This is a genomic window from Rhizobium pantanalense, assembly GCF_030182525.1.
Lineage (GTDB): Bacteria > Pseudomonadota > Alphaproteobacteria > Rhizobiales > Rhizobiaceae > Rhizobium.
In genome coordinates, this window is the sequence record NZ_JAQJCH010000002.1 from 438,568 (window position 1) to 459,155 (window position 20,588).

Annotated in this window: 19 protein-coding genes; 3 read left to right on the plus strand and 16 right to left on the minus strand. The window is 59.8% G+C overall.

All coding sequences use genetic code 11. The features are described 5' to 3' along the window. Window positions 1–2: 2 nt before the first annotated feature. The 15 genes from PH558_RS08130 to PH558_RS08200 form a co-directional block, all read right to left on the minus strand. On the minus strand, window positions 3–1,724 hold the full coding sequence (locus tag PH558_RS08130; protein ID WP_285203291.1) for an ABC transporter ATP-binding protein: 1,722 nt from the start codon (window positions 1,722–1,724) through the stop codon (window positions 3–5). A 217-nt stretch (window positions 1,725–1,941) separates the two neighbouring features. After that, window positions 1,942–2,904 carry a sugar kinase gene (locus PH558_RS08135; protein ID WP_285203292.1) on the minus strand — a complete coding sequence of 321 codons (963 nt, stop codon included), beginning with the start codon at window positions 2,902–2,904 and terminating at the stop codon, window positions 1,942–1,944. After that, a complete protein-coding gene (locus PH558_RS08140; RefSeq protein WP_113407632.1) occupies window positions 2,901–3,959 on the minus strand; it encodes an ABC transporter ATP-binding protein in 1,059 nt (352 codons plus the stop codon). Before PH558_RS08140 ends, PH558_RS08135 begins: the two co-directional genes overlap by 4 nt. Before the next feature lie 33 nt (window positions 3,960–3,992). Further along, a complete protein-coding gene (locus PH558_RS08145) occupies window positions 3,993–4,808 on the minus strand; it encodes a carbohydrate ABC transporter permease (RefSeq protein ID WP_095436787.1) in 816 nt (271 codons plus the stop codon). Window position 4,809: 1 nt separating this feature from the next. Beyond that, entirely contained in the window at window positions 4,810–5,745 is a 936-nt protein-coding gene (locus PH558_RS08150) for a carbohydrate ABC transporter permease (protein WP_113407633.1), read from the minus strand. Further along, complete coding sequence (locus PH558_RS08155) at window positions 5,745–7,076, minus strand: ABC transporter substrate-binding protein (RefSeq protein ID WP_285203301.1); 1,332 nt, start codon at window positions 7,074–7,076, stop codon at window positions 5,745–5,747. Before PH558_RS08155 ends, PH558_RS08150 begins: the two co-directional genes overlap by 1 nt. A 59-nt stretch (window positions 7,077–7,135) precedes the next feature. Next, on the minus strand, window positions 7,136–7,795 hold the full coding sequence (locus PH558_RS08160) for a GntR family transcriptional regulator (RefSeq protein WP_095436784.1): 660 nt from the start codon (window positions 7,793–7,795) through the stop codon (window positions 7,136–7,138). Window positions 7,796–7,816: 21 nt separating this feature from the next. Then, window positions 7,817–8,701, minus strand: a complete 885-nt coding sequence (locus PH558_RS08165) for a dihydrodipicolinate synthase family protein (protein WP_285203304.1) — start codon at window positions 8,699–8,701, stop codon at window positions 7,817–7,819. Between the two features lie 261 nt (window positions 8,702–8,962). Further along, window positions 8,963–10,255, minus strand: a complete 1,293-nt coding sequence (locus PH558_RS08170; RefSeq protein ID WP_285203306.1) for an amidohydrolase family protein — start codon at window positions 10,253–10,255, stop codon at window positions 8,963–8,965. A 14-nt stretch (window positions 10,256–10,269) separates the two neighbouring features. Beyond that, on the minus strand, window positions 10,270–11,211 hold the full coding sequence (locus PH558_RS08175; protein ID WP_285203307.1) for an ABC transporter permease: 942 nt from the start codon (window positions 11,209–11,211) through the stop codon (window positions 10,270–10,272). Continuing rightward, window positions 11,208–12,257 (minus strand): ABC transporter permease, encoded by a 1,050-nt coding sequence (locus PH558_RS08180; RefSeq protein ID WP_285203309.1) that lies wholly within the window; start codon window positions 12,255–12,257, stop codon window positions 11,208–11,210. Before PH558_RS08180 ends, PH558_RS08175 begins: the two co-directional genes overlap by 4 nt. Continuing rightward, window positions 12,247–13,773 (minus strand): ABC transporter ATP-binding protein, encoded by a 1,527-nt coding sequence (locus PH558_RS08185; RefSeq protein ID WP_285203313.1) that lies wholly within the window; start codon window positions 13,771–13,773, stop codon window positions 12,247–12,249. The genes PH558_RS08180 and PH558_RS08185 overlap by 11 nt, the downstream gene beginning before the upstream one ends. Further along, window positions 13,770–15,194 carry an amidase gene (locus PH558_RS08190; RefSeq protein ID WP_285203314.1) on the minus strand — a complete coding sequence of 475 codons (1,425 nt, stop codon included), beginning with the start codon at window positions 15,192–15,194 and terminating at the stop codon, window positions 13,770–13,772. The genes PH558_RS08185 and PH558_RS08190 overlap by 4 nt, the downstream gene beginning before the upstream one ends. Window positions 15,195–15,209: 15 nt before the next feature. Next, entirely contained in the window at window positions 15,210–16,196 is a 987-nt protein-coding gene (locus tag PH558_RS08195) for a BMP family protein (RefSeq protein WP_285203315.1), read from the minus strand. Between the two features lie 198 nt (window positions 16,197–16,394). Next, a complete protein-coding gene (locus PH558_RS08200; protein WP_095436776.1) occupies window positions 16,395–16,976 on the minus strand; it encodes a TetR/AcrR family transcriptional regulator in 582 nt (193 codons plus the stop codon). 69 nt (window positions 16,977–17,045) lie between these two features. Between PH558_RS08200 and PH558_RS08205 the strand changes: the two genes are divergently transcribed. From PH558_RS08205 to PH558_RS08215, 3 genes are all read left to right on the plus strand, one after another. Further along, window positions 17,046–17,477, plus strand: a complete 432-nt coding sequence (locus PH558_RS08205) for a VOC family protein (protein WP_113407641.1) — start codon at window positions 17,046–17,048, stop codon at window positions 17,475–17,477. A 116-nt stretch (window positions 17,478–17,593) separates the two neighbouring features. Further along, window positions 17,594–17,800, plus strand: a complete 207-nt coding sequence (locus PH558_RS08210) for a KTSC domain-containing protein (protein ID WP_092706279.1) — start codon at window positions 17,594–17,596, stop codon at window positions 17,798–17,800. Between the two features lie 157 nt (window positions 17,801–17,957). Next, window positions 17,958–19,268, plus strand: a complete 1,311-nt coding sequence (locus tag PH558_RS08215) for an MFS transporter (protein WP_285203320.1) — start codon at window positions 17,958–17,960, stop codon at window positions 19,266–19,268. A gap of 85 nt (window positions 19,269–19,353) precedes the next feature. On the opposite strand, the gene PH558_RS08220 is transcribed toward PH558_RS08215, so the two are convergent. Further along, entirely contained in the window at window positions 19,354–20,541 is a 1,188-nt protein-coding gene (locus tag PH558_RS08220; protein WP_095436773.1) for a galactarate dehydratase, read from the minus strand. Window positions 20,542–20,588: the final 47 nt, after the last annotated feature.

Here is a 20,588-nt window from a genome sequence, read left to right on the forward strand (position 1 = left end):
AATCAGGCATACAGCCCGAATTGTGCATTATGCAGCCGTGCATAAGCGTCGTGATGGGCAAGCAGCTCGTCATGCGATCCCTGTTCGACAATGCCGTTATTGCCCATGACGATGATGCGGTCCGCATTGCGGATCGTTGATAGCCTGTGAGCGACGACAAGAGTCGTACGCCCTTTCGCAAGCTCCAATAGAGCCCGCTGGATCGCGTATTCGGTCGCCGTATCGAGCGCGGACGTGGCCTCATCGAGAATGAGTATCGGCGGATCTTTCAGGAAGATGCGGGCGATCGCCAGGCGCTGCTTTTGTCCGCCTGACAGCTTGACGCCTCGCTCGCCCGTTGGTGTGTCGAGGCCGGCGGGCAGGGATCGGACGAACTCGTCGAGCGAAGCGCGCTGTAACGCCTTCATGATGTCTTCGTCGGTGGCGCCGAGCTTTCCGTACGCAATGTTCTCGCGAATGGTCGAGCCGAACAGGAAGACGTCCTGCTGCACGATACCGATCTGGCTGCGCAGCGAGGCCTGGGTCATATCGCGGATATCGATGCCGTCAATGGTGATGCTGCCGGCCGTCACATCATAAAAGCGCGGCAGCAGCGAGCAGATGGTCGTCTTGCCGGTACCTGAAGCGCCGACGAAAGCGATGGTCTCGCCGGGCGCGATCGTAAGAGAAAGATCGCTGAAGATAGCAACTTGGTCGGAATAGCCGAAACCGACATGGCTGTAGGTGATATCACCTTTCAAATGATCGACCGCGATCGCATTCGGCCGGTCGGCAAGATCGGGTTCCGTATCGATCAGCGACAGGAAGCGTTTGAAGCCGGCAATGCCCTTTGGATAGGTCTCGATGACAGAGGTGATCTTGTCAATCGGGCGGAAGAAGACATTGATGAGCAGCAGGAAGCTGATGAAGCCGCCGTAACTCAGTTCTCCGGAAATGACGAACCATGTACCCGCCATCATCACGACCAGCTGCACGAGGCGCGTGCTGAAATAGCTGAGTGCGATGCTCGCCGTCATATAGGCATAGCCGTCAAGTTTGGTCGCCTTGTAATCCTCGTTGTCGCTAGCAAAAAGCTGGCTTTCGTATCGTTCATTGGCAAAAGCCTTGACCACAGGGATGCCGCCAACGGTTTCCTGCATGCGTGTGTTGAAGTTGCCAACCTTGCCGAACAGGCTGCGCGAATTCAGCGTCATTTTCGAGCCGTAGCGGCTGACGAGCCAGGTCATGAACGGCACGATGGTTGTGGTCAGCAACGCAAGCTTCCAATGGACGCTGAACATCAGCAGGAAGGCGCCGACGAAGGTCATGATCGCGATGAACAGGTCCTCGGGGCCGTGGTGGGCAATCTCGCCCACTTCCTCGAGATCCTTGGTGACGTGGGTAATCAGATGGCCGGTGCGGTTGTTGTCGAAATAGCGGAAGGAGAGCTTCTGGATATGGTCGAAAGCCTGGCGGCGCATGTCGGACTCGATCGAGATACCGAGTGCATGGCCACAATAATTGACGATCGCCGAGAGTCCAGTCGCCATCGCATAGACGATAAGCAGCAGCGCCGCTGTCGCGAAGATCAGACCCCAATCGCGGCTCGGAAGCAGTTCATCAACGAAAAGCTTGACCGCCAGAGGGAAGCCGAGTTCTAGCAGGCCGGCGAGCACGGCACAGCCGAAATCGAGGAAAAACAGCTTTTTATAGCGTGCATAATAGGAGAAGAAACGACGAAGCATGAATGCCCTCCATGGGCACTGAAGAGGATGCCGCTAGACGAGAATAGGCCGGACAGCAGCCACATTCGGCATTGCCGTTCAGCGTCAATTGGTGCTGAAATTTCTCATCTGGCGATCCTCCTGCTTGAGTCGCGCAATTTTTATAATCCAGGCGTGCATCGGTGTCACCCCCATTAACGGCGGATGGTCAGTGCTATGCCAGGATTTGATGCTTTCTCTATACTGGGCTTGACGCGTCATCCACGCCAAGGCGTGCGCTGACCTCAGCCCGCGTCGGCGCCCCCGAACGCCCCCCAAACGACCCGCATTTGATGGCGGCGGCGATAGAGGAAAAGCGGATTGCGTCCGCGGGTGCCATTCCTTCCGCGATTGCGAGCGCGAAGGCGCCGTGGAAGATGTCCCCTGCGGCAAGCGTGTCGACAGCCTTGACGGAAATGGTCGGGCAATGCGCGACGTCGTTGTTTTGTTCGTCGAACCAGTAGCTGCCGGCCGCCCCTGCCGTCACGCAGATGAAAGCGTGATCGAAGCGCTGTTTCAGACGCTGCGTCATCGCGGACACATCGCTTGTTTCCGTCAGGCGAAGTGCGGCCGGTTCGGAGAAAACGATATGGTTCGCTTCCGGCGCCAGTTGTTCGATGATGCCGTCAGGCGCCACGTCGCCGTCGAGAATGGCCGGCTTGCCCATCGCTCTGGCAGCTTTGAGAACCTGCAATGCTAGCCCCGGCCAGCGCACATCGACCAGCACAGCATCGAATGCAGCGATATCCTCGGCCGTGAAATCCTTCACCGTGTGGTGCAGTTTCGGATCGTAGAAGGGAACGATCAGCCTTTCGCCGTCATCGTCCACCAGGATGGTCGAGACGGCGGAACGGGCGCCCTCTAACCGCGACATGCCCACGACATCGATGCCGACGGCACTCAGATCGCGGATAATGCGTTCACCGGTATCGTCGTCACCAACGGCACCCCACAGGCTGGCCTTGCCACCGAGCCGGACGATGGCATAGGCAGCGCTGGAGGCCATGCCCTCCGCGATCTGCAGCATGTCGTAAGGCAATACTTTGCCCTGACCTTGGGGAAGGGTGCGGACGCGAAAGAGCGTATCGAGAACGGCAGCGCCAACACAAAGGACGTGCTTGGCCCTACCGACCGGTGGATCGAAGATGGAAGGAGTGTTCAAAGCCGTTTTCCGCTCGCCTTGTCGAAAAGATGGATGCTTGCCGGATCGATGGCGATTTCGATCTTGTCGCCGAAGCGGATGTTCAGCCGCTCGCGGAACAGGCAAGAGATCTCCTCGCCACCACAATCAAGCTTGGCGTAGATTTCAGATCCCGTGCCCTCGACAATTCCGACCCTGGCCGACAGGCCGCTTGCCACAGCGCGGATATGTTCGGGCCGGATGCCGTAGACAAGTGGGCGCCCGCCGTGCTCTGGGATGGCAAAGTCTTTCGGTAAGGGCAGGATCAGCCCCTTGTCGCTGCGGAAGATGCCTTCTTCGATCCTGCCGTCGATGAAGTTCATCGACGGTGAGCCGATGAAGCCGGCGACGAAGAGATTGGCCGGTCGGTCATAGAGATCGAGCGGCGCGCCGACCTGCTCGATAAGGCCGCCGTGCAGCACGACGATCTTGTCGGCCATGGTCATCGCCTCGACCTGGTCATGCGTCACGTAGATCGTCGTCGTGCCGATGCGCTGATGCATGGATTTGATTTCGCCGCGCATCTGCACGCGCAGCTTTGCATCGAGATTGGAGAGCGGCTCATCGAACAGGAAGACCTGGGGATCGCGCACCAGTGCGCGGCCCATGGCGACGCGCTGGCGCTGACCGCCAGAAAGCTGACGAGGCAAGCGATCCAGCAGATTTTCGAGGCCGAGGATGGCAGCCGCCTTCTGCACCTTGGCGGCGATTTCCGCAGCTTCTGCCTTTTTCAGCTTTAGCGCAAAGCCCATGTTTTCGGCGACCGTCATATGCGGATAGAGCGCGTAGTTCTGGAAGACCATCGCGATGTCGCGGTCGCGTGCCGGCAAATGGCTGACCTCGCGCCGGCCGATGTGGATCTCGCCGTCGCTCACCTCCTCGAGCCCGGCGATCATCCGTAGCAGCGTGGACTTGCCGCAGCCCGAGGGACCGACAAGGACGACGAATTCGCCATCGGCGATATCGACGCTGATGTCGTGAATGACCTTCACCTGGCCGTAGCGCTTCTGGATGCTCTGTATGTTGACGGGTGCCATGAATGTGATCCTATCCAAAAGACAAAGGCTGCGTCATTTGACGGCGCCGGCCGTCAGACCGGCGATGATCTGCCGTTGCGCGAACATCGTCAGCACGAGCACCGGCAGCGTCACGATGAGGGCGGCCGCCGCAAGCGGTCCCCAGCTCACCTGCTCGAAGGAGAGCATGTTATAGACCGCCACCGGCAGCGTGCGGGTCTCGCGGCTCGCAAGCACGATGCCGAAGACGAAATTGTTCCAGGAGAAGATCACTGAGAGGATGAAGGCGACGACGATGCCGGGGCGTGCGATCGGTAGCGCGACGAGCCGGAAGACCTGCCACGGCGTTGCGCCATCAATGCTTGCAGCCTCCTCCAGTTCCATCGGAGTCGTCTCGAAATAGCCGATCATGATCCAGACGACGATCGGCACGGTGACGACGAGATGGATGATGATCTGCGGCCAGAGCGTTCCGAGCAGATTGAGCCATTGAAACAGCAGGAACAGCGGGATGAGGAAGGATAGGCCCGGCGTCATGCGGGCGATCATAATGACGATGGCCGACTTCTCTGCCTTCAGCCGCGCGATACCGTAGCCGGCCGGCACGCCGATGACGAGTGCGAGCAGGGTAGCTGCCCCCGTCACGAGAATGGAGTTCCAGAAATAGAGGAAGAAGTTGTTTTCCTGGAAGACATTGACGTAGTTCGTCCAGGCGAAACGATCCGGAATAAGTATCGGCGGATAGGCGCCGTTATCGATCTCGTATTTCAGCGACAGCGAGATCATCCAGAGGAAGAACAGAATAACGGGCGAGACGATGACCAGGGCCACGAAGAACAGGCCGATACGGTTGAGTGTCGAACGCTTCATCTCAATGTCCCTCCGCGTCGGTCCATTTCGTCCGCTGCCGCATCATCAGGAGCATGAAGGAAAGCGCGACGATGAGGATGAAGAATACCACTGCCATGGCCGAGCCATAGCCGATGTCGTAATAGGAAAAGGCGGTATTGTAGAGGTAGATGTTGATCGTTTCGGATGCCGTTCCCGGGCCGCCCTGCGTCATCGCATAGATGATGTCGAAGCTCTTGATCGCATCGATGCCGCGAATGATGACGGCGATCATCAGGAAAGGCGAGATCATCGGCAGCGTCAGATAGCGAAACTTCTGCCAGGCATTCGCGCCGTCGATTTCGGCGCTTTCATAGGGATCGCGCGGCACCGAAGCGAGACCGCCGAGCACGATCAGCATGACCAGCGGCGTCCATTGCCACACCTCGACGAGCACGAGGGAGGGGATGACGCTCGCCTGATTGTAGATCCATTCCTGCGGTCCGACGCCCACAAGCGAGAGCAGATAGTTCAGCACGCCGAGCTGCGGGTGGAACATCATGGTCCAGACGAGGGCGACGGCAACAGGCGTCGCCATCATCGGCATGACAAAGATGCCGCGCAGGAACCCGCGTAGCGGAAAGTTTGCATCGAAGATCAGTGCCGCCAGCGTTCCGAAGATCAAGGGGCCGACGACGGAGAGCATTGTATAGAGAACGGTGTGCCAAAGGGATTCCCAGAAACGCGTGTCGGTCGCCAGCCGGACATAATTGTCCCAGCCGACGAAGCTCTGCGATTGACCGAGTGTCCACTTGTTCACGCTCATCCACAGGGTGAAGACCCAGGGAAAGACGATGACAGCGGCAATCACGATCAGCGCGGGGATGACGAAGGGCCAGTAGTTGGGAGCAAGCCGTTGCGGCTTGCTCCTTCCTTTGGTTGCCTTGGTGGCGGTATCTTCAATACTCACGGAGGCCATTATCCCTCGCTTCGTGCCAGAACCGGCTCGAACTGGGCGGTTGCCGTCTTCAGTTCGGCTGCGGGATCTGCGCCGCCGATCATGTTCGTAAGCGCGACACCATAGATGTCGCGGAACTCAGTGACAGGGATGATAACGGGTAGCGCCAGCTGAGAGACCTTGGCGGAACCGGCGACGGCATCGAGCCAGGCGCCCGGCATCTTCACGCCTTCGCGCACCTTCTGATCCTCCAGAATGGACTGGCGGAAGGGAACACCTGCGCCGGCCTGCAGGAGGCGTGCACCCATGTCATGCGAGATCGCCCATTGGCAGAAGAGATAAGCGGCTTCCTTCTTCTGGCTGGCTGCCGTCACGCCCAGGCCATCGCCGGTCGTCGCAGCTGCCTGCGCGTTCGGTCCCTTCGGCATGACGCCGTAGCCGACTTGCCCGACTACGCGGGATTTTTCCGGATTTTCGATCGGCGGCGCAAAGCCGACGCCATCGACCCACATGCCGATCTTGCCCTGCAGGAAGGCCGATTGTGCTTCCGCCCAGTTGAAGCCGGAAACACCGGGAGGTGCCGATTTCGTCATCAGGCGCTGATAGAGCTTGGCGGCGTCGACGGCGCCCTGCGATTCCGTCTGCAGCTTGCCGTCAGCCGAAAGCGGCGTCGTGCCATAGCCGAGCATGAAGGTCGTCCACACCGGCGCGTTGGCATTCTTCAGGCCGCGGGCGACGAAGCCGTAGGTGTTGGTCGATTTATCCGTCAGCGCCTCGGCGGCTTTCGCCATATCTTCGAAGGTTTCCGGATAGGCGAGGCCTTTCTTCTCGAACAGGGCCTTGTTCCAGTAGATGATCCAGTAGTCCACCGAGAAGGGCAGGGAGCGCATGACGCCTGCGGAATCCTTGGCGAATTTCAGCCCGGCCTCGGCGAAATCGCTTTCCGTCAGCGAGGGATCGGTGAGCGACGGGTCCTTCATGAAGCTGCTGATATCGGCAAGCCAGCCGCCTTTTTCGAACTGGCGCTTCTGGACATGGTAGCTCAGATGCACGACGTCGAAGCTTGGCTTGCCGGAGCTGAGCTCGATCGTTGTCTTCTGACGCTGCTGCTGCTCGGGCGTCGCCTCGGCATTAACCTTGATGCCCGTCAGAGCCTCGAACTCGCTCAGATATTTGAGGATCGTCTCACTGCGCGGGCTCTTGACCAGATTGACTTCGAGCGTCGTGCCGGCAAAGCGCTTCCAGTCGACGGCTGCCGAAGCGGTGCGGACACCGAGAAGGCTTGCCGCGCCGAGTGCGGCGCTGCCGGCCATGAAGCCGCGCCGTGTCGGGTTGAAAAATGACGATGACATTCCGTTCCTCCTCCTTTGGCCGAAAATCTCCTCATTCGCGGCCTGTTATCTAAAACTGTTTACATCTTTAACGCGCGATCCCGCGCTCCACCGATATGGGCTACCAGCGCGGTAACCGCCTCTTCGGCTGAGCGCCTCTCAATGGCTTCGAGCACTTTCAGATGCTCTTCCATGACCGGCCCGACATGGCCGTTGATGCGAAACCTGTCCTGGCTGATCAGCCGCATCTTGATCGAATTGACCCGATAGGCGTTCGAGATGATCGTGTTGCCGAGCGCATCGATGAAGGCATCGTGCATGCCCCAGTCCACCGATTGCGCGTGAAGCTCTAGTTCCTGTGAGCTGTCGCCGGAGCGGATCGCATCGGCGATATCGCGATGGTCCTTCAGAAGCTTGGCAATCGTCTCGTCAGATGCCGAATAGGTGAACAGTGCGACGGCTTCCTTTTCCAGAAAAAGACGAAGCTGGAAAGCTTCGCGGATCAGGTCCAGATCGATATGGGCGATCTGCAGCCCGCGCTGCGGCACCGTCTTGATCAGCCCTTCGGCCTCCAGGCGCGGGATCAATTCGCGGATCGCGCCGAGCGTCAGTCCCGTCAGCTCGACGAGCCGCCGTTGCGAGATGAATTGCCCGGGCCGAACGTCGCGCGCCAAAAGATGGCGTGTGAAGCTCTCATAGGCTTTCTCTCTCAACGTCGTCTGTTCGCCTGGTCCGTCCATGGGGAGCTCCGGGCTGATCGGTTAGGCTGCCTTGGCGCGAAACAGCGCGCCGAAAGCAGTAAAGAGCGTGTCGGAATCTTGGCTGTTCAATGCCACGAGCGGCGGGCGCACGGCAAGCCAGCTATCATTGTCAGTCAAACGGGCGAGAATGGCCTTGATCGAGGGAATGACCGGATAGTTCAGCAGCTGCCCGACGAAGCGCTCGACATTGGCGTCGTCGATGCCCTTTTCCGCCATGGCCTGCACTTCGCGGGGAAGGAGATTTGCCATGCCGGAAATTGCTCCCTGTCCGCCGAGCCGAACGCCGCGGGCAAGATGGCGCTCGTCGCCAATCAGAATGATGAGATCGCCATGCGTCTTCAGAAGTTCCTCGGTATAGGGCCAGTCACCGGAGGAGTCCTTGACGCCGACAACGACATCCGGAAATGCGGCGCGCAGGCGGCCAACGAGGGAAATGGAGAGCGGCACCATCGTCACCGACGGGATATTGTAGACGATCACGTCGCGGGCATGAGTGCCCAGCATAGTGAAAACGGCCGAAAACCATTTGAAGAGGCCGTCTTCGCTGACGTTCTTGAAGTAAGAGGGTGGGGCGAGGAGAATGTTGCGGACACCTTGCGCCAGCGCCTGTCCGGCCTGTGCGGCAGCATCCTCGGCGGCATCGACGAGCACGCCCATGACGATCTGCTTGGGCGTGATGCCGGCGGCGATCATGGCGGCAAGAACCTGCTTGCGCTCCTGCGTGCCGATCGAAGCGCCTTCGCCCGTGGTGCCGAAAAGGGTGACGCTCTTGCAGCCATTTGCAAGGCAATGCTTCGCCTGCTCGATCACGCCCGGGATCGCAATCTCGCCATCCGCATTGAAGGGTGTTGCCAGGGCGGCCGACAGGCCAAAATTCTCACTCATCCGATCCTCCCGATCTTGTAGGATCATTGAGTATCACGCTGACATGTTAGTTGTAAAGTGAGTTTATATCAGTAGCGCATATGTGATTTATGTGGACGTGGGAATAACGACAGTAGGGAAAGAAAAGCGGGTGATGGGGTGGGAATTTCACGGAATCTGTTGGCGCGGGATCAGGCAACGAGAGTGTTGCGAGATCCCGCCAGGCGGTAAGAGCGAGCTCCAAGCCACGAACTGCCTGGTTGTGGCTCAGGGGGTGGTCTATTAGCCCCTTACAGGCACGTAATCGAGCCCGCCATCGATCTGTGAGGGTCGACCATCGAGGAAAAGCTCGCCGATGCGCGGCGCGGACCGGGCGATGATCTTGCCGCGCTTGATGACAGCGAGACGATTGGGCTTCAGGCGCAGCGCCTCCAGTGTGTCGACGGCCTGCAGCACGACGAAATCGGCATTGCAGCCCTTTTCCAGGCCATAGTCTTCCAGGCCGAGCGTCTTGGCGGAATTGACAGTGAGTGCGTCAAAGATCTTCTTCTTGTCTTCGATGCCGGCCATCTGTGCGACATGGATGGCCATATGGCCGACCTCGAGCATGTCGCCCGAGCCCATCGAATACCAGGGATCCATCACGCAATCATGGCCGAAGGAGACATTGAGCCCGGCATCCATCAGTTCGCGCACGCGCGTCATGCCGCGGCGCTTGGGATAGGTGTCGTGCCGGCCCTGCAGCATGATGTTGATCAGCGGGTTGGGGATCACATTGATCTTCGCCTCTGCCATCAGCGGGATGAGCTTGGAGACGTAGTAATTGTCCATCGAATGCATCGAAGTCAGGTGCGAGCCGGCAACGCGGCCCTCCAGCCCGAAGCGGATGGTTTCCGCCGCCAGCGTCTCAATGTGGCGCGACATCGGGTCGTCGGTCTCGTCGCAATGCATATCGACGGGCAGGCCACGGTCGGCGGCGATCCTGCAAAGCGCCTCGACCGAGGCTCTGCCCTCATCCATCGTGCGCTCGAAATGCGGGATACCGCCGACGATATCGACGCCCATGTCGAGTGCGCGTGAGAGGGAGGCTACACCGTCCTTGGCCCGATAATAGCCATCCTGCGGGAAGGCGACGAGTTGCAAGTCGATATAGGGCTTGACCCTGTCCTTCACCTCCAGAAGCGCCTCGGCCGTCACCAGCTTCGGATCGGAAGTGTCAACATGGCTGCGGATGAACAGCAAGCCTTGGGTGACGGCGAGATCGCAGTAGCGCAGCGCGCGATCGACAAGCTCCTCCTTTGTCACGATCGGGCGCAATTCTCCCCAAAGCGCGATGCCCTCCAGAAGCGTGCCGGAAATATTCATGCGCGGCAGGCCAAGTGAAAGCGTTGCATCCATATGGAAATGCGGGTCGACGAAGGGCGGGCTTACCAGCCGGTCGGTCGCATCGATCTCTTCCTTGGCCTCCGCCGCGATCGAGGCTTCGATTGTTGCGATCTTGCCATCCTTGACCGCGATGTCGATGCCCTTGCGGCCATCGGGCAGATTGGCATTGCGAATGATCAGATCGAACATGGAAGCTCCTCGAATTATCTTTCGCCACGGCGATAGGGTTGCATCAGCGCCTGCGGCACGCGGGCGCGCCTGCTCATGACGGCAAGGGCAACGATGGACAGGATATAGGGCGTCATCAGGAAGAGCTGATAGGGCACACCCTGCACCGCTGTCTGCAGGCGCAATTGGAATGCATCGAAAAAGGCGAAGAGCAAGGCGCCGAACAGCGCCCGGCCCGGCCGCCAGGACGAAAAGACGACCAGCGCGATGCAGATCCAGCCGCGGCCCTGCACCATCGTCGGAAAGAAACTGTTGAAGGCAGAAAGCGTCAGGAAAGCGCCGCCCATGCCCATTAGGGCACTGCCGGCGATGATGGCGCCGTAGCGGATCTTCATGGGGTTGAGGCCTTGCGCCTCGGCCGCATGCGGATTTTCGCCGGTCATGCGGATTGCAAGCCCGATGGGCGTGCGGAAGATGAGATAGACCATGACCAGCGCTACCAGGATCGCGAGGTAAGTGGGTGCCGTCTGTGTGAAGAGCGCCGGACCAATGAAGGGCAGGGTGGAAAGCCCGGGAATGGTGATCGGTTGGAACGGCGTGATCGTCGGCGGCGTCCCGGCGAGAGGGACGATCAGCCGGAAGACATAATAACTGAAACTGGAGGCGAACAGTGTCACACCGAGGCCGGAAACATGCTGCGACAAGCCGAGCGTCACCGTCAGAGCCGAATGCAGAAGCCCGAAAATGCCGCCGGCGATCGCCGCGATCAAAAGACCGGTCCAGAGATCGGCGCCGTGATAGATGGAGAGCCAGCCGATCATTGCACCGAATGTCATGATGCCCTCGATGCCGAGATTGAGGACGCCGGCCCGTTCGCAAAGCAGCGCACCCAGCGTGCCGAAGATCAAGGGTGTCGCAATCCGCAGTACGGCAGCCCAAAGTCCGGCTGAAGCAATGATATCGACCAGCGTGCTCATCGGCGGATCCTGTACTGTGTGAAGAACAGCGCGATCAGCATGGTCAGCAGCGATAAGGCGACCGTGACGTCGGCGATGTAAGTGGGGATGCCGAGGCTCCGGCTCATGCCGTCGGCACCGACGAACATGGTGGCGGTGAAGATAGCCGCAAGGACGACGCCGAGCGGGTTGAGGTTTGCAAGCATGGCAACGACGATGCCGGCATAGCCGAAGCCGGGCGACAGATCGGTCGTGACGTAACCTTTGACGCCCATGACTTCGATGGCGCCGGCAAGGCCGGCAAGCCCGCCCGAAAGGCAGGCGACCTTGACGAGGGTCGAACCGAGACGAACGCCGGCAAAGGCGGCGCCCGAAGGATTGAGGCCGGCCGCCCGCGACTGCATGCCGAAGATCGTGCGCGACTGGACGAAATAGACGAGCGCCGCAATGATGATCGCAATTGCAAAGCCGATATGAAGGCGCGATCGGGCGATCAGCTTCGGCAGCATGGCGTGATCGGCGAGCGCCTGGGATTGCGGCCAGCCGAACGCCGTCGGGTCCTTCAGCACACCGTCGATCAGCATGGAGACGAAGAGAACGGCGATGAAATTCAGGATGAGGCTGGTGACGACTTCGTCGACGGAAAAGCGCAGCCGCAGCCATAGTGGCACGAGGATCAGGACCATGCCGGCCATGGCGCCGATCACCATCAATAGCGGAATAAGGATCGGGCCGGGCAGGCCGGCGAGCATTGTCGAGCCGAAACCCGCAACGGCAATGGCGCCAAAATAGAATTGTCCCTCGGCGCCGATGTTCCACAGGCGGGCGCGAAAGGCGACGGCGGCGGCCAATCCCGTCAGGATCAATGGCGTCGCGCGGGTCAGCGTCTCCGTTGCCGAAAGCCTGGAGCCGAAGGCTCCAAGCAGAATCCGGCGATAAGCTTCTAGGACAGGTGCGCCGGCAATCGCGATCAGGATGCCGGCGAGCGCGAGGGCTGCGATGATTGCAAGCAGGGGAGCCAGGGCCATCATGTAGAGTGGGCGGTGCTCGCGCCGTTCAAATCGCATGTTCGGTCCCACTCTTGTCTTTCCATTCTCCGGCCATCATCAACCCCAGCAGGCGCGCATCGGCCTCACCAGTATCGATCGGTGTCGAAAGGCGACCGCCGACGATGGCCTGGATGCGATCGGCCAAGGAGATCACTTCGTCCAGATCCTCCGAGATCAGCAGAACGGCGGTGCCTTGCCGGCGCGCTTCCAGAATGCGCCCATGAACGGCGGCGACGGCCCCTTCGTCCAACCCGCGCGCCGGCTGGGCGGCGATCAGGATTCGTGGTCGTTCATGGAGATTGCGGCCAAGGATCAGCTTCTGCATATTGCCGCCCGACAATAGGCGGGTGCGGGTCGCAGCAGTGCCGCCACGCACATCGAATGCCTCGATGATCTCCTGTGCAAAGGCCATGGCGGCGCCTTTGTCGACGAGACCGTGCTTCGAATAGGAAGACAGGCGCTCGAGCACGGCATTCTCCCAGATCGCCATTTCGCCGATGGCTCCGTCGCGGTTTCGGTCTTCCGGAATGCGCCCGATGCCAGCCTCGATGACCGCGGCCACGTCAAGATCGCCGACGGGCTTGCCGAACAGAAGAAGCTCGCCCGAGGAACGGCTTGCGGTGCCGGATAGCATCTGCCCCAGGCTCGCCTGTCCGTTGCCCGATACACCGATGATGCCTAGAACCTCGCCGGCCCGGACATGAAAACTGATCTTTTTCAGCCGTTCGACGCCACCGGTCTTGACGGTGATATCGCGAGCTTCGAGTGCAATGGCGCCAGGGATGCTTTTCTCGCGGGTTGGGCGCGTGACGCGATGTCCGACCATCAACTCCGCAAGCTCGGCCTTGCTGGTCTGAGATGCCTTTCTTTCGGCTGCAACCTTGCCGCCACGCAGGACAACGATACGGTCGGCCGTGGCCATAACCTCATCGAGCTTGTGCGAGATGAAGATCAAAGACAGGCCTTGTGCGGCCATCTGCTTCAACGTCGAAAACAGCTTTTCCGCCTCGATCTGGGTGAGAACGGCGGTCGGCTCGTCGAGGATCAGGATGCGCGCATCGTTGTAAAGCGCCTTCAGTATTTCCACCCGCTGCTGCTCGCCGACGGAAAGATCGCCGAGCCGGGCATCGGGGTCGACCTTCAGGCCGAAACGCTCGGAGATCGCCAGGAGTTTTTTGCGGGCCGCACCCGTTTGAGACTTGAGCGACCAAAGTCCCTCCGTACCTGTCATAATGTTTTCGAGTACCGTCAGATTCGGCGCCAGCGAGAAATGCTGATGTACCATGCCGACGCCGGCCCGGATTGCTGCGCGAGGCTTGCCCTGTGGCAGCTCCACATTGTCGATCAGGATGCGGCCGGTATCGGGCACATAGTGGCCGAAGAGGATGCTCATCAACGTCGTCTTGCCGGCGCCGTTCTCGCCGAGCAGGGCAACGATCTCGCCTTTTGCCAAGGACAGCGAGATATTGTCATTGGCGAGGGTGCTGCCGAAGCGCTTGCTGACACCTTCGATGGTGAGAACGGCTGTGGTCATGTCGGGAAGCCTGCAATCGGGAAGCGGTGCTGCCAACGTTGTTCGGCCTCGAGCGAGAATGCAAGCTGCAGCAACAGCTTATCCTCACCCATCGGCGCCATCATCTGGATCGGTAGCGGCAAACCTTGCGTATCTTCACCGAAGGGAAGCGTGATTGCCGGGAAGCCGGATATGTTGGCGAGCGAGGCAAGAGGCGCACAGGAGCTCATGCGCTCGAGGTGCAAATCAGTGTCCGAATGATCCGTGGGGAAAGACCCGATCGGCGGTGGCGCCGAGGCGAGCATCGGCATGACGATGACATCGACCCTGTCGAAGATATCCCACAGAGTGCGACTTGCCCTGATGGCACCATTGAGCGAGTTCCACAGGGCGGTTGCCGGCATGGCGCGTCCGCGCATAATGAAGGCTTGCGTCATCGTCTCCGCAAGGCGCATGTCCAGTTCGAGATCGTCAATCAGGTTGGCGATATTGATGGAAATGACATCGCCAAAGGCACGGGCGCTGGCCTGAACGGCACTTTCAACCTCGTCCCAACGGAGGGATAGCAGCTCGTTTCCTTGGCTTTCCAGAGTGTGGGCTGCGGCTTCGACAGCTTGAGCTCGGTCGGCTGCGATGGGATAATGCTGTCCGGTATCGGTAAGCAGACCGACGCGAAGTTTGCCCGTTTTGGCCGGGTGTTGAACGATGTCCGCGTACGGCCCCCTTGCCCTTCCCCGGACAATATCGAAGATCGCTGCGGTGTCGCGCACGGAGCGGGTGACAGCGAGTTCGCTGGCGATGCCGCCGAGATGATTGCCGAAGGAGGGGCCGGCAGGCACGGCGCCGCGTGTCGGCTTCAGTCCGACAAGGCCGCAGCAGGCAGCCGGCACACGGATCGAGCCCCCCGCATCCGTCGCATGCGCGATCGCCACGATACCGGCGGCGACTGCGGCCGCGGCACCACCCGACGAGCCGCCGGCAGTTCTGCTAGGATCTAACGGATTTCGGCAGATCGGGCCGATTGCCGGTTCGGAGGCGAGCGAGAAGCCGAATTCCGGGCTGGTGCTCAAGCCGAAGGCGCAGAGGCCGGCGTCGCGAAAACGCCCTGCTAAATCGCTGTCCGCGCCTTGACCAGTGCGGGCGAACAGGCGAGAGCCAGCCGTCACCGGCAGCCCGCGGAAGGGGCCGCCGAGATCCTTGGCGATCGTCGGCACGCCGGCAAAGGCGCGCTGCGCAAAGCGTTCGGGATGTTCCGATGCCTCATGATCCAGGGCGCGCGCCGCCGCAAGCCCGGCTTCAGGATTGATATAGGTAATGGCGCCAAGCTCATTTTGCTTGGCGCAGGCGGCAAGCGCTGCCTGCATGGCATCCACACAGGTAAGCTTGCCGGACTTAAGAGCGCCAGCCAGCTCCGTGGCATCGGCGGATGACGAACCGCTCATGATTGAGCCGGAGGGCTACTTCGGCTGATCCGCAACCTTCGGCACTTCGAAGGTGCCGGCTTTGATGTCGGTTCGAACCTTCTCCATTGCAGCTTCCGCTTCTGCCGGTGCTGTGCCCTTCACATAGACGATGTCGCTGCCGCCTTCCTTCATCAGGCCGTAGGCTGTGTAGTTGCGGCCGACCGACTTGCCGGCGGCAACGTCGGCGATCGCCGCATTGAGAATGGGGCGGAAGTACCACATGGCGTTGGCAAAGACGGTATCGGGGTAGCGCGGCGTGTAATCGATCAGCGATCCCACGGATTTGATGTGACGTTCCTTCGCGGCATCGGCTGTGCCGATGCGCTCGCCGAAGAGAACGTCGACACCGGCGTCGATCTGTGCGAGACCGGCTTCGCGCGCTTTCGGCGGGTCGAAGAAGGTGCCGATGAACGAAACGAGATGCTTGCAGTCCGGATTGACCGCTTTAACACCGGCCGCAAAGGCGTTGATCAGCATGTTGACTTCTGGGATCGGAATGGCGCCAACGGATCCCACCACATTCGATTTGGTCATCTTGCCCGCCAGCATGCCGGCGAGATAGGCGCCGTCATAGTTCCAGGTGCCGAAGACACCAAAATTGCTGCCGGTTGCCTCGCCGCTGGATCCCAGCACGAAGGCCGTGTCCGGATAATCGGCGGCCACCTGGCGCGCTTCCTTCTCCACGGCATAGGCCTCGCCGATAATCAGCTTGTTGCCTTGTTCGGCATATTCGCGCATCGCGCGGGGATAGTCCGTGCCCGAGACGCCCTCGGAAAAGACGTATTCGATAACGCCTTCCTTGGCTGCATCCTGAAGTGCCTTGTGAAGACAGGAATTCCAGGCATTTTCGACCGGCGAGGCGTGAATCCCCGCCACCTTGAGCGGCGCGGCTGCGCGGGCAGCCGGCGCAAGGGCGCTGACGCCAAGCGCAATGCCTGATGCAATGACGGCGCGGCGTGACAGTATGATTTCATTGGTCATTTTTTAGTTCCCCTGCTTTTTGATCATTTGGTAAAAATCATAGAAGGAGGCTAAAAAAGTGTCAAGCAATAGGCGTGCTCAAATAATATGCGAGAACGCTCGAAATCTGCTTGCAGCATGCATCAATAGATGCCCGCGCGGGTATTCAATTGTGTTTCAGGCTACCACCGCTTGTGGTCTGGCGAGCAAGCATAATTATCAGCCTGCAATACGTTCGATCATATGTGCAATGGCTGCGCGATAACGATCCGCATCATCCCCCGCATCGATGGCAAGGGCGGCGCGATCGAAGGCCGCTGAGAGAATGTCCGCGAGGGCCTCAACGGCGATATCCGACTCTTGCCCACGACTGAGCGCCGCTTCCAGACCATGCTTCAGCGTGAGCGTGGTGGTTTCCTCGTCCAACTGCTTCATGTCGACGAAGCCGAGGACGGTTGGCCCCTCGATCAGCAGAAGTCGTGTGCGGCCGACAATCCGCATCGCTTCAAGATAGGCATTGCTACCGGCAATGAGGGCGGTGCGTGGCGCAAGCTGATCAGGGGTCGCCTTGTCTATGGCGGCTTTCACTGCGAGCGCTTCCTCTTTGACGACAGCACGAAAGAGCGCGCGCTTGTCCTCGAAATGATGATAGAGCGCGCCGCGCGTGATACCGGCGGCGGCCACGATCTCCGGCGTCGAGGTCTCGGCATAGCCCTTTTCCACGAACAAGGCGCGGGCAGCCGCGATGAGTGCAGCCTTGGTCTTCTCGGTTCTCTCACGATTGGAGCGTGGATCTTGCATGCATGCAGCCTGTATGTTATTCGAAATAATACAGGCAGATTGTATGTCTTTTGAAGGGGGAAGTGAAGCATGAAGGTAACGAGCTATTATCCGGTGATCATGACCGAGCGCGTCGAGGAAACCGCTGCCTTTTACGTGAAGCATTTTGGCTTTCAGGAGAGTTTCACCAGTGATTGGTACGTCCATCTGCAGTCGGCTGAGCACAGCGCTGTCAATCTCGCCATTCTGAATGGGCAGCATGAGACGATTCCGCCGCAGGGGCGCGGTAAGGTCGCGGGCTTATTGCTCAACTTTGAAGTGGATGATGTCGATGCCGTTCATGGGCGCTTGCAGGCGGCCGGCCTGCCGATCCTGCTTGCCATCCGCAACGAGGATTTCGGTCAGCGTCATTTCATCACGTCCGATCCGAACGGCGTCTTGATCGACATCATCAAGCCGATACCGCCAAGTGCGGAGTTCGCATCTCTCTATGCCGAGGCTGCACTTCCGCAGGATCGTTAAGGTGCTGGGCGCAATCGATAAAATCGAGCGCTGCAACTCTATCTTTGATTAACTAGGTCGCTTCACCCAATATTTCGGTTTTCATGCGATAAAGCGAGCCAGAGGTAAGGTGACCCATGCAAGAGCTCCCGGTTTCGTCAAAAATCATCAAATCAGTCTATTTCCGCCCGGATGACGGACGGCTTTACATCCGCTTCAAGAATGGTGAGGAGCGTCAATTCACCGGCGTTCCGCAGAAGGCGGCGATCGCCATGGTGAAAGCGCCGTCGCCCGGCCAGCACTATATCGAGCATATCCGCACGCAGTTCGAACGCGTCGCTTGAAGCGCGAGCCGCCGGCTGACCGGCGTCTTCGCTTTGAAGGAGCCAGCTCGTTCGTTTTCCATCACGAAGTCGAACGAGCTTTATGACTCGGTGCATTGATAAACGCTGAGTTGCGCTATCTATATCAATCATAATCATCTTTCAGGGAGGAAGAGGCGTGATTGATGAGAAGCAGCTTATTTCCAAGATCACCTGGAGGCTTATGCCCTTTCTGGGTATCCTCTATCTGATCGCCTATATCGATCGCCAGAATGTCAGTTACGCCAAGCTTGAGATGGTCGATGCGCTCGGCATGAGCGAATATGCCTATGGCCTTGGTGCGTCGCTGTTCTTCATCGGCTATTTCATCTTCGAGGTGCCGAGCAATCTGCTTTTGGACAGGTTCGGAGCCAGCAGGTGGTTTGCACGCATTCTGATCTCCTGGGGCGCGGTCACGGTCGCGCTTGCCTATACGCAGAATGCGACCATGTTCTATATTCTTCGCTTCCTGCTGGGGGCTTGCGAGGCCGGATTTTTTCCAGGCGTACTCTATCTGCTGACCCTTTGGTATCCATCCGCCTATCGCGGCACGATGGTCGGGCTTTTCATGATCTTCAGCGCCTTCGCCAATGCGATCGGTGCGCCGCTTGGTGGTGTGCTGCTGGACTTGAACGGGCTTTATGGTATTGCCGGCTGGCAATGGGTCTTCCTGGTGACCGGTATCCCAGCCATTATTGCCGGCTTCATCACCCTGTTTTACCTGCCGGATCTGCCGTCCCAAGCGACGTTCCTCGACGATACGGAAAAGAACTGGCTGAAGGACCGGCTCGCGGTGGAAAATTCTGGCATGGAGCAGAACGCCGCCGATGGCTTTAAGGCGCTCGTCAATCCGCGCGTGCTGCTGATGGCGCTTTGCTATATCGGTTTCCCGCTCGCCGCCTATGGCCTCAGCTACTGGCTGCCGACGATCGTAAAGAATTTCGGCGTCAGCAACACGACGAACGGCTTCCTGAACATCATCCCGTGGATTCTCGTCGCCATCGCTCTTTATGCCGTGCCGCGTGCAGCGGACAAGGCGGAGTCCAAGACGCCCTATATCGTCATTCCCGCGCTGGTCGGCGCCGTAAGCCTGGTGTTATCCGCCGTTATTCCCGACCATACGCTGCAGTTTGTTTTCCTCTCCATTGCGGCGGCCGGTATCTTCGCCGGCCAGCCGGTGTTCTGGAGCTTGCCGTCCCGCTTCCTGCAGGGAGCGGGGGCCGCCGCAGGCCTTGCCGCGATCAACTCCGTCGGCAATCTCGGCGGCTTCATCGCCCAGAACGTCGTGCCCTGGATCAAGGATTCCACGGGAAGCACGATTGCGCCGATGTTCTTCCTGGCCGCCTGCCTTCTGATTGCGGTGCTGTTGGTCCTTGTGATCGGACGCATGATACCGCGCCCACCCCGGCGAGAAGATCTCGACAATCCGAACACAGCCCGCGTGAGATAATTGCGCTCACGCTTGTAAACGCATCCACCAAATGAGAGAGGCGGCCCAATGGCCGCCCCAATTTTTTCAGGTGCTGATACCAAGCTCACGCAAAGGCGTAGGAACCATCCGGACGTTTGGGCACGCGCCGCTGCCAATGGATATAGCCTTCCTCTTCCATGGCCTTTTCATCCATCTCGACGCCCCAGCCGGGACGGTCGGGTCTGAGTTCGAGATAGCCGTCCTTCGGCAGATAGGGATCGACGACATAGCGGGTTTCGCCCTGTCGCTGCTCGACCTCGTTGCCGCCATAGACATAAGCCTGACCCTTCGGCAGCCGGTATTCGAGGATTTTGAAGTTCTGCGCGGCGGCCGAGAAATGCACGTTGACGGCAGTCGCGAGCGGACCCATCGGGTTATGCGGAGCAACGCCGACGAAATGCGCCTCGGCGATCGTCGCGATGCGCCGCATCTCGCTGATGCCGCCGACGACGCAGATGTCGGGCTGGATCAAGTCGGCGCCCTTGACCTGCAGCAGGCGCAGGAACTCGTTGCGATTATAAAGGGATTCGCCGGTCGCGAGCACGCAATTGAGACCCTGTTTCAGCTCGCCCCACATCTCGATGTTTTCGGGCCGCAGCGGCTCCTCGTAGAAAAGCGGATCGTAAGGAGCCAGCGCATTACCGAGCTGGCGAGCGGCGACCGGCTCGAAGATTTTCGCATGGGCGTCGAAGGCGATCTCATAGTCGTCGCGCACGGTCTCGCGCAGCGAACGGAAATAGTCGGCCGATGCCTTGACGACATTGCCCCAGCGATGGGCGTGCATGTCGATGCGCCATGGGCTGAGCTTGAAGGCGGTAAAGCCCCATTCGGCGTTCAGACGGTCAAGCTCATCGCGGGCAGCCGGCGCATCCGGTGCGGTGTAGACGCCGGCATAGACCTTGATGCGATCGCGCACCGCGCCGCCGAGCAGCTTGTAGACCGGAACATTGAGCGCCTTTGCCGAGAGATCCCAGAGACAATGATCGAGCGCGGAAATGGCCGAAAGGCCAAGCGCGCCCGGCGGGAAGCGGCTCTGCTGGATCAGCAGGTTGACGAGATAGTCGACGCGGCTTGGATCCTGGCCGGCGAGGAAACCGTAGAGATAGTCGAGGATCGGCGGCAGTGCCAAATCGGGGCCGTGATTGTAGCACTCGCCCCAGCCCGTCAGTCCGTCATCCGTATCCAGCGCCACGATAACGCGCGGGCGATCCTTGTCGCGGGTCACGAATACCCGCATGCGGTCGATCTTCATCATTTCTTCCTTCTATCGATTGACATGAATGCGGCATGGGAGCTGCC

Coding starts and splice junctions, on each gene's coding strand:
- PH558_RS08130 (WP_285203291.1), bottom strand. CDS start 1,724: ATGCTTCGTCGTTTCTTCTCCTATTATGCACGCTATAAAAAGCTGTTT.
- PH558_RS08140 (WP_113407632.1), bottom strand. CDS start 3,959: ATGGCACCCGTCAACATACAGAGCATCCAGAAGCGCTACGGCCAGGTG.
- PH558_RS08145 (WP_095436787.1), bottom strand. CDS start 4,808: ATGAAGCGTTCGACACTCAACCGTATCGGCCTGTTCTTCGTGGCCCTG.
- PH558_RS08150 (WP_113407633.1), bottom strand. CDS start 5,745: ATGGCCTCCGTGAGTATTGAAGATACCGCCACCAAGGCAACCAAAGGA.
- PH558_RS08155 (WP_285203301.1), bottom strand. CDS start 7,076: ATGTCATCGTCATTTTTCAACCCGACACGGCGCGGCTTCATGGCCGGC.
- PH558_RS08160 (WP_095436784.1), bottom strand. CDS start 7,795: ATGGACGGACCAGGCGAACAGACGACGTTGAGAGAGAAAGCCTATGAG.
- PH558_RS08165 (WP_285203304.1), bottom strand. CDS start 8,701: ATGAGTGAGAATTTTGGCCTGTCGGCCGCCCTGGCAACACCCTTCAAT.
- PH558_RS08170 (WP_285203306.1), bottom strand. CDS start 10,255: ATGTTCGATCTGATCATTCGCAATGCCAATCTGCCCGATGGCCGCAAG.
- PH558_RS08175 (WP_285203307.1), bottom strand. CDS start 11,211: ATGAGCACGCTGGTCGATATCATTGCTTCAGCCGGACTTTGGGCTGCC.
- PH558_RS08180 (WP_285203309.1), bottom strand. CDS start 12,257: ATGCGATTTGAACGGCGCGAGCACCGCCCACTCTACATGATGGCCCTG.
- PH558_RS08185 (WP_285203313.1), bottom strand. CDS start 13,773: ATGACCACAGCCGTTCTCACCATCGAAGGTGTCAGCAAGCGCTTCGGC.
- PH558_RS08190 (WP_285203314.1), bottom strand. CDS start 15,194: ATGAGCGGTTCGTCATCCGCCGATGCCACGGAGCTGGCTGGCGCTCTT.
- PH558_RS08195 (WP_285203315.1), bottom strand. CDS start 16,196: ATGACCAATGAAATCATACTGTCACGCCGCGCCGTCATTGCATCAGGC.
- PH558_RS08200 (WP_095436776.1), bottom strand. CDS start 16,976: ATGCAAGATCCACGCTCCAATCGTGAGAGAACCGAGAAGACCAAGGCT.
- PH558_RS08205 (WP_113407641.1), top strand. CDS start 17,046: ATGAAGGTAACGAGCTATTATCCGGTGATCATGACCGAGCGCGTCGAG.
- PH558_RS08210 (WP_092706279.1), top strand. CDS start 17,594: ATGCAAGAGCTCCCGGTTTCGTCAAAAATCATCAAATCAGTCTATTTC.
- PH558_RS08220 (WP_095436773.1), bottom strand. CDS start 20,541: ATGAAGATCGACCGCATGCGGGTATTCGTGACCCGCGACAAGGATCGC.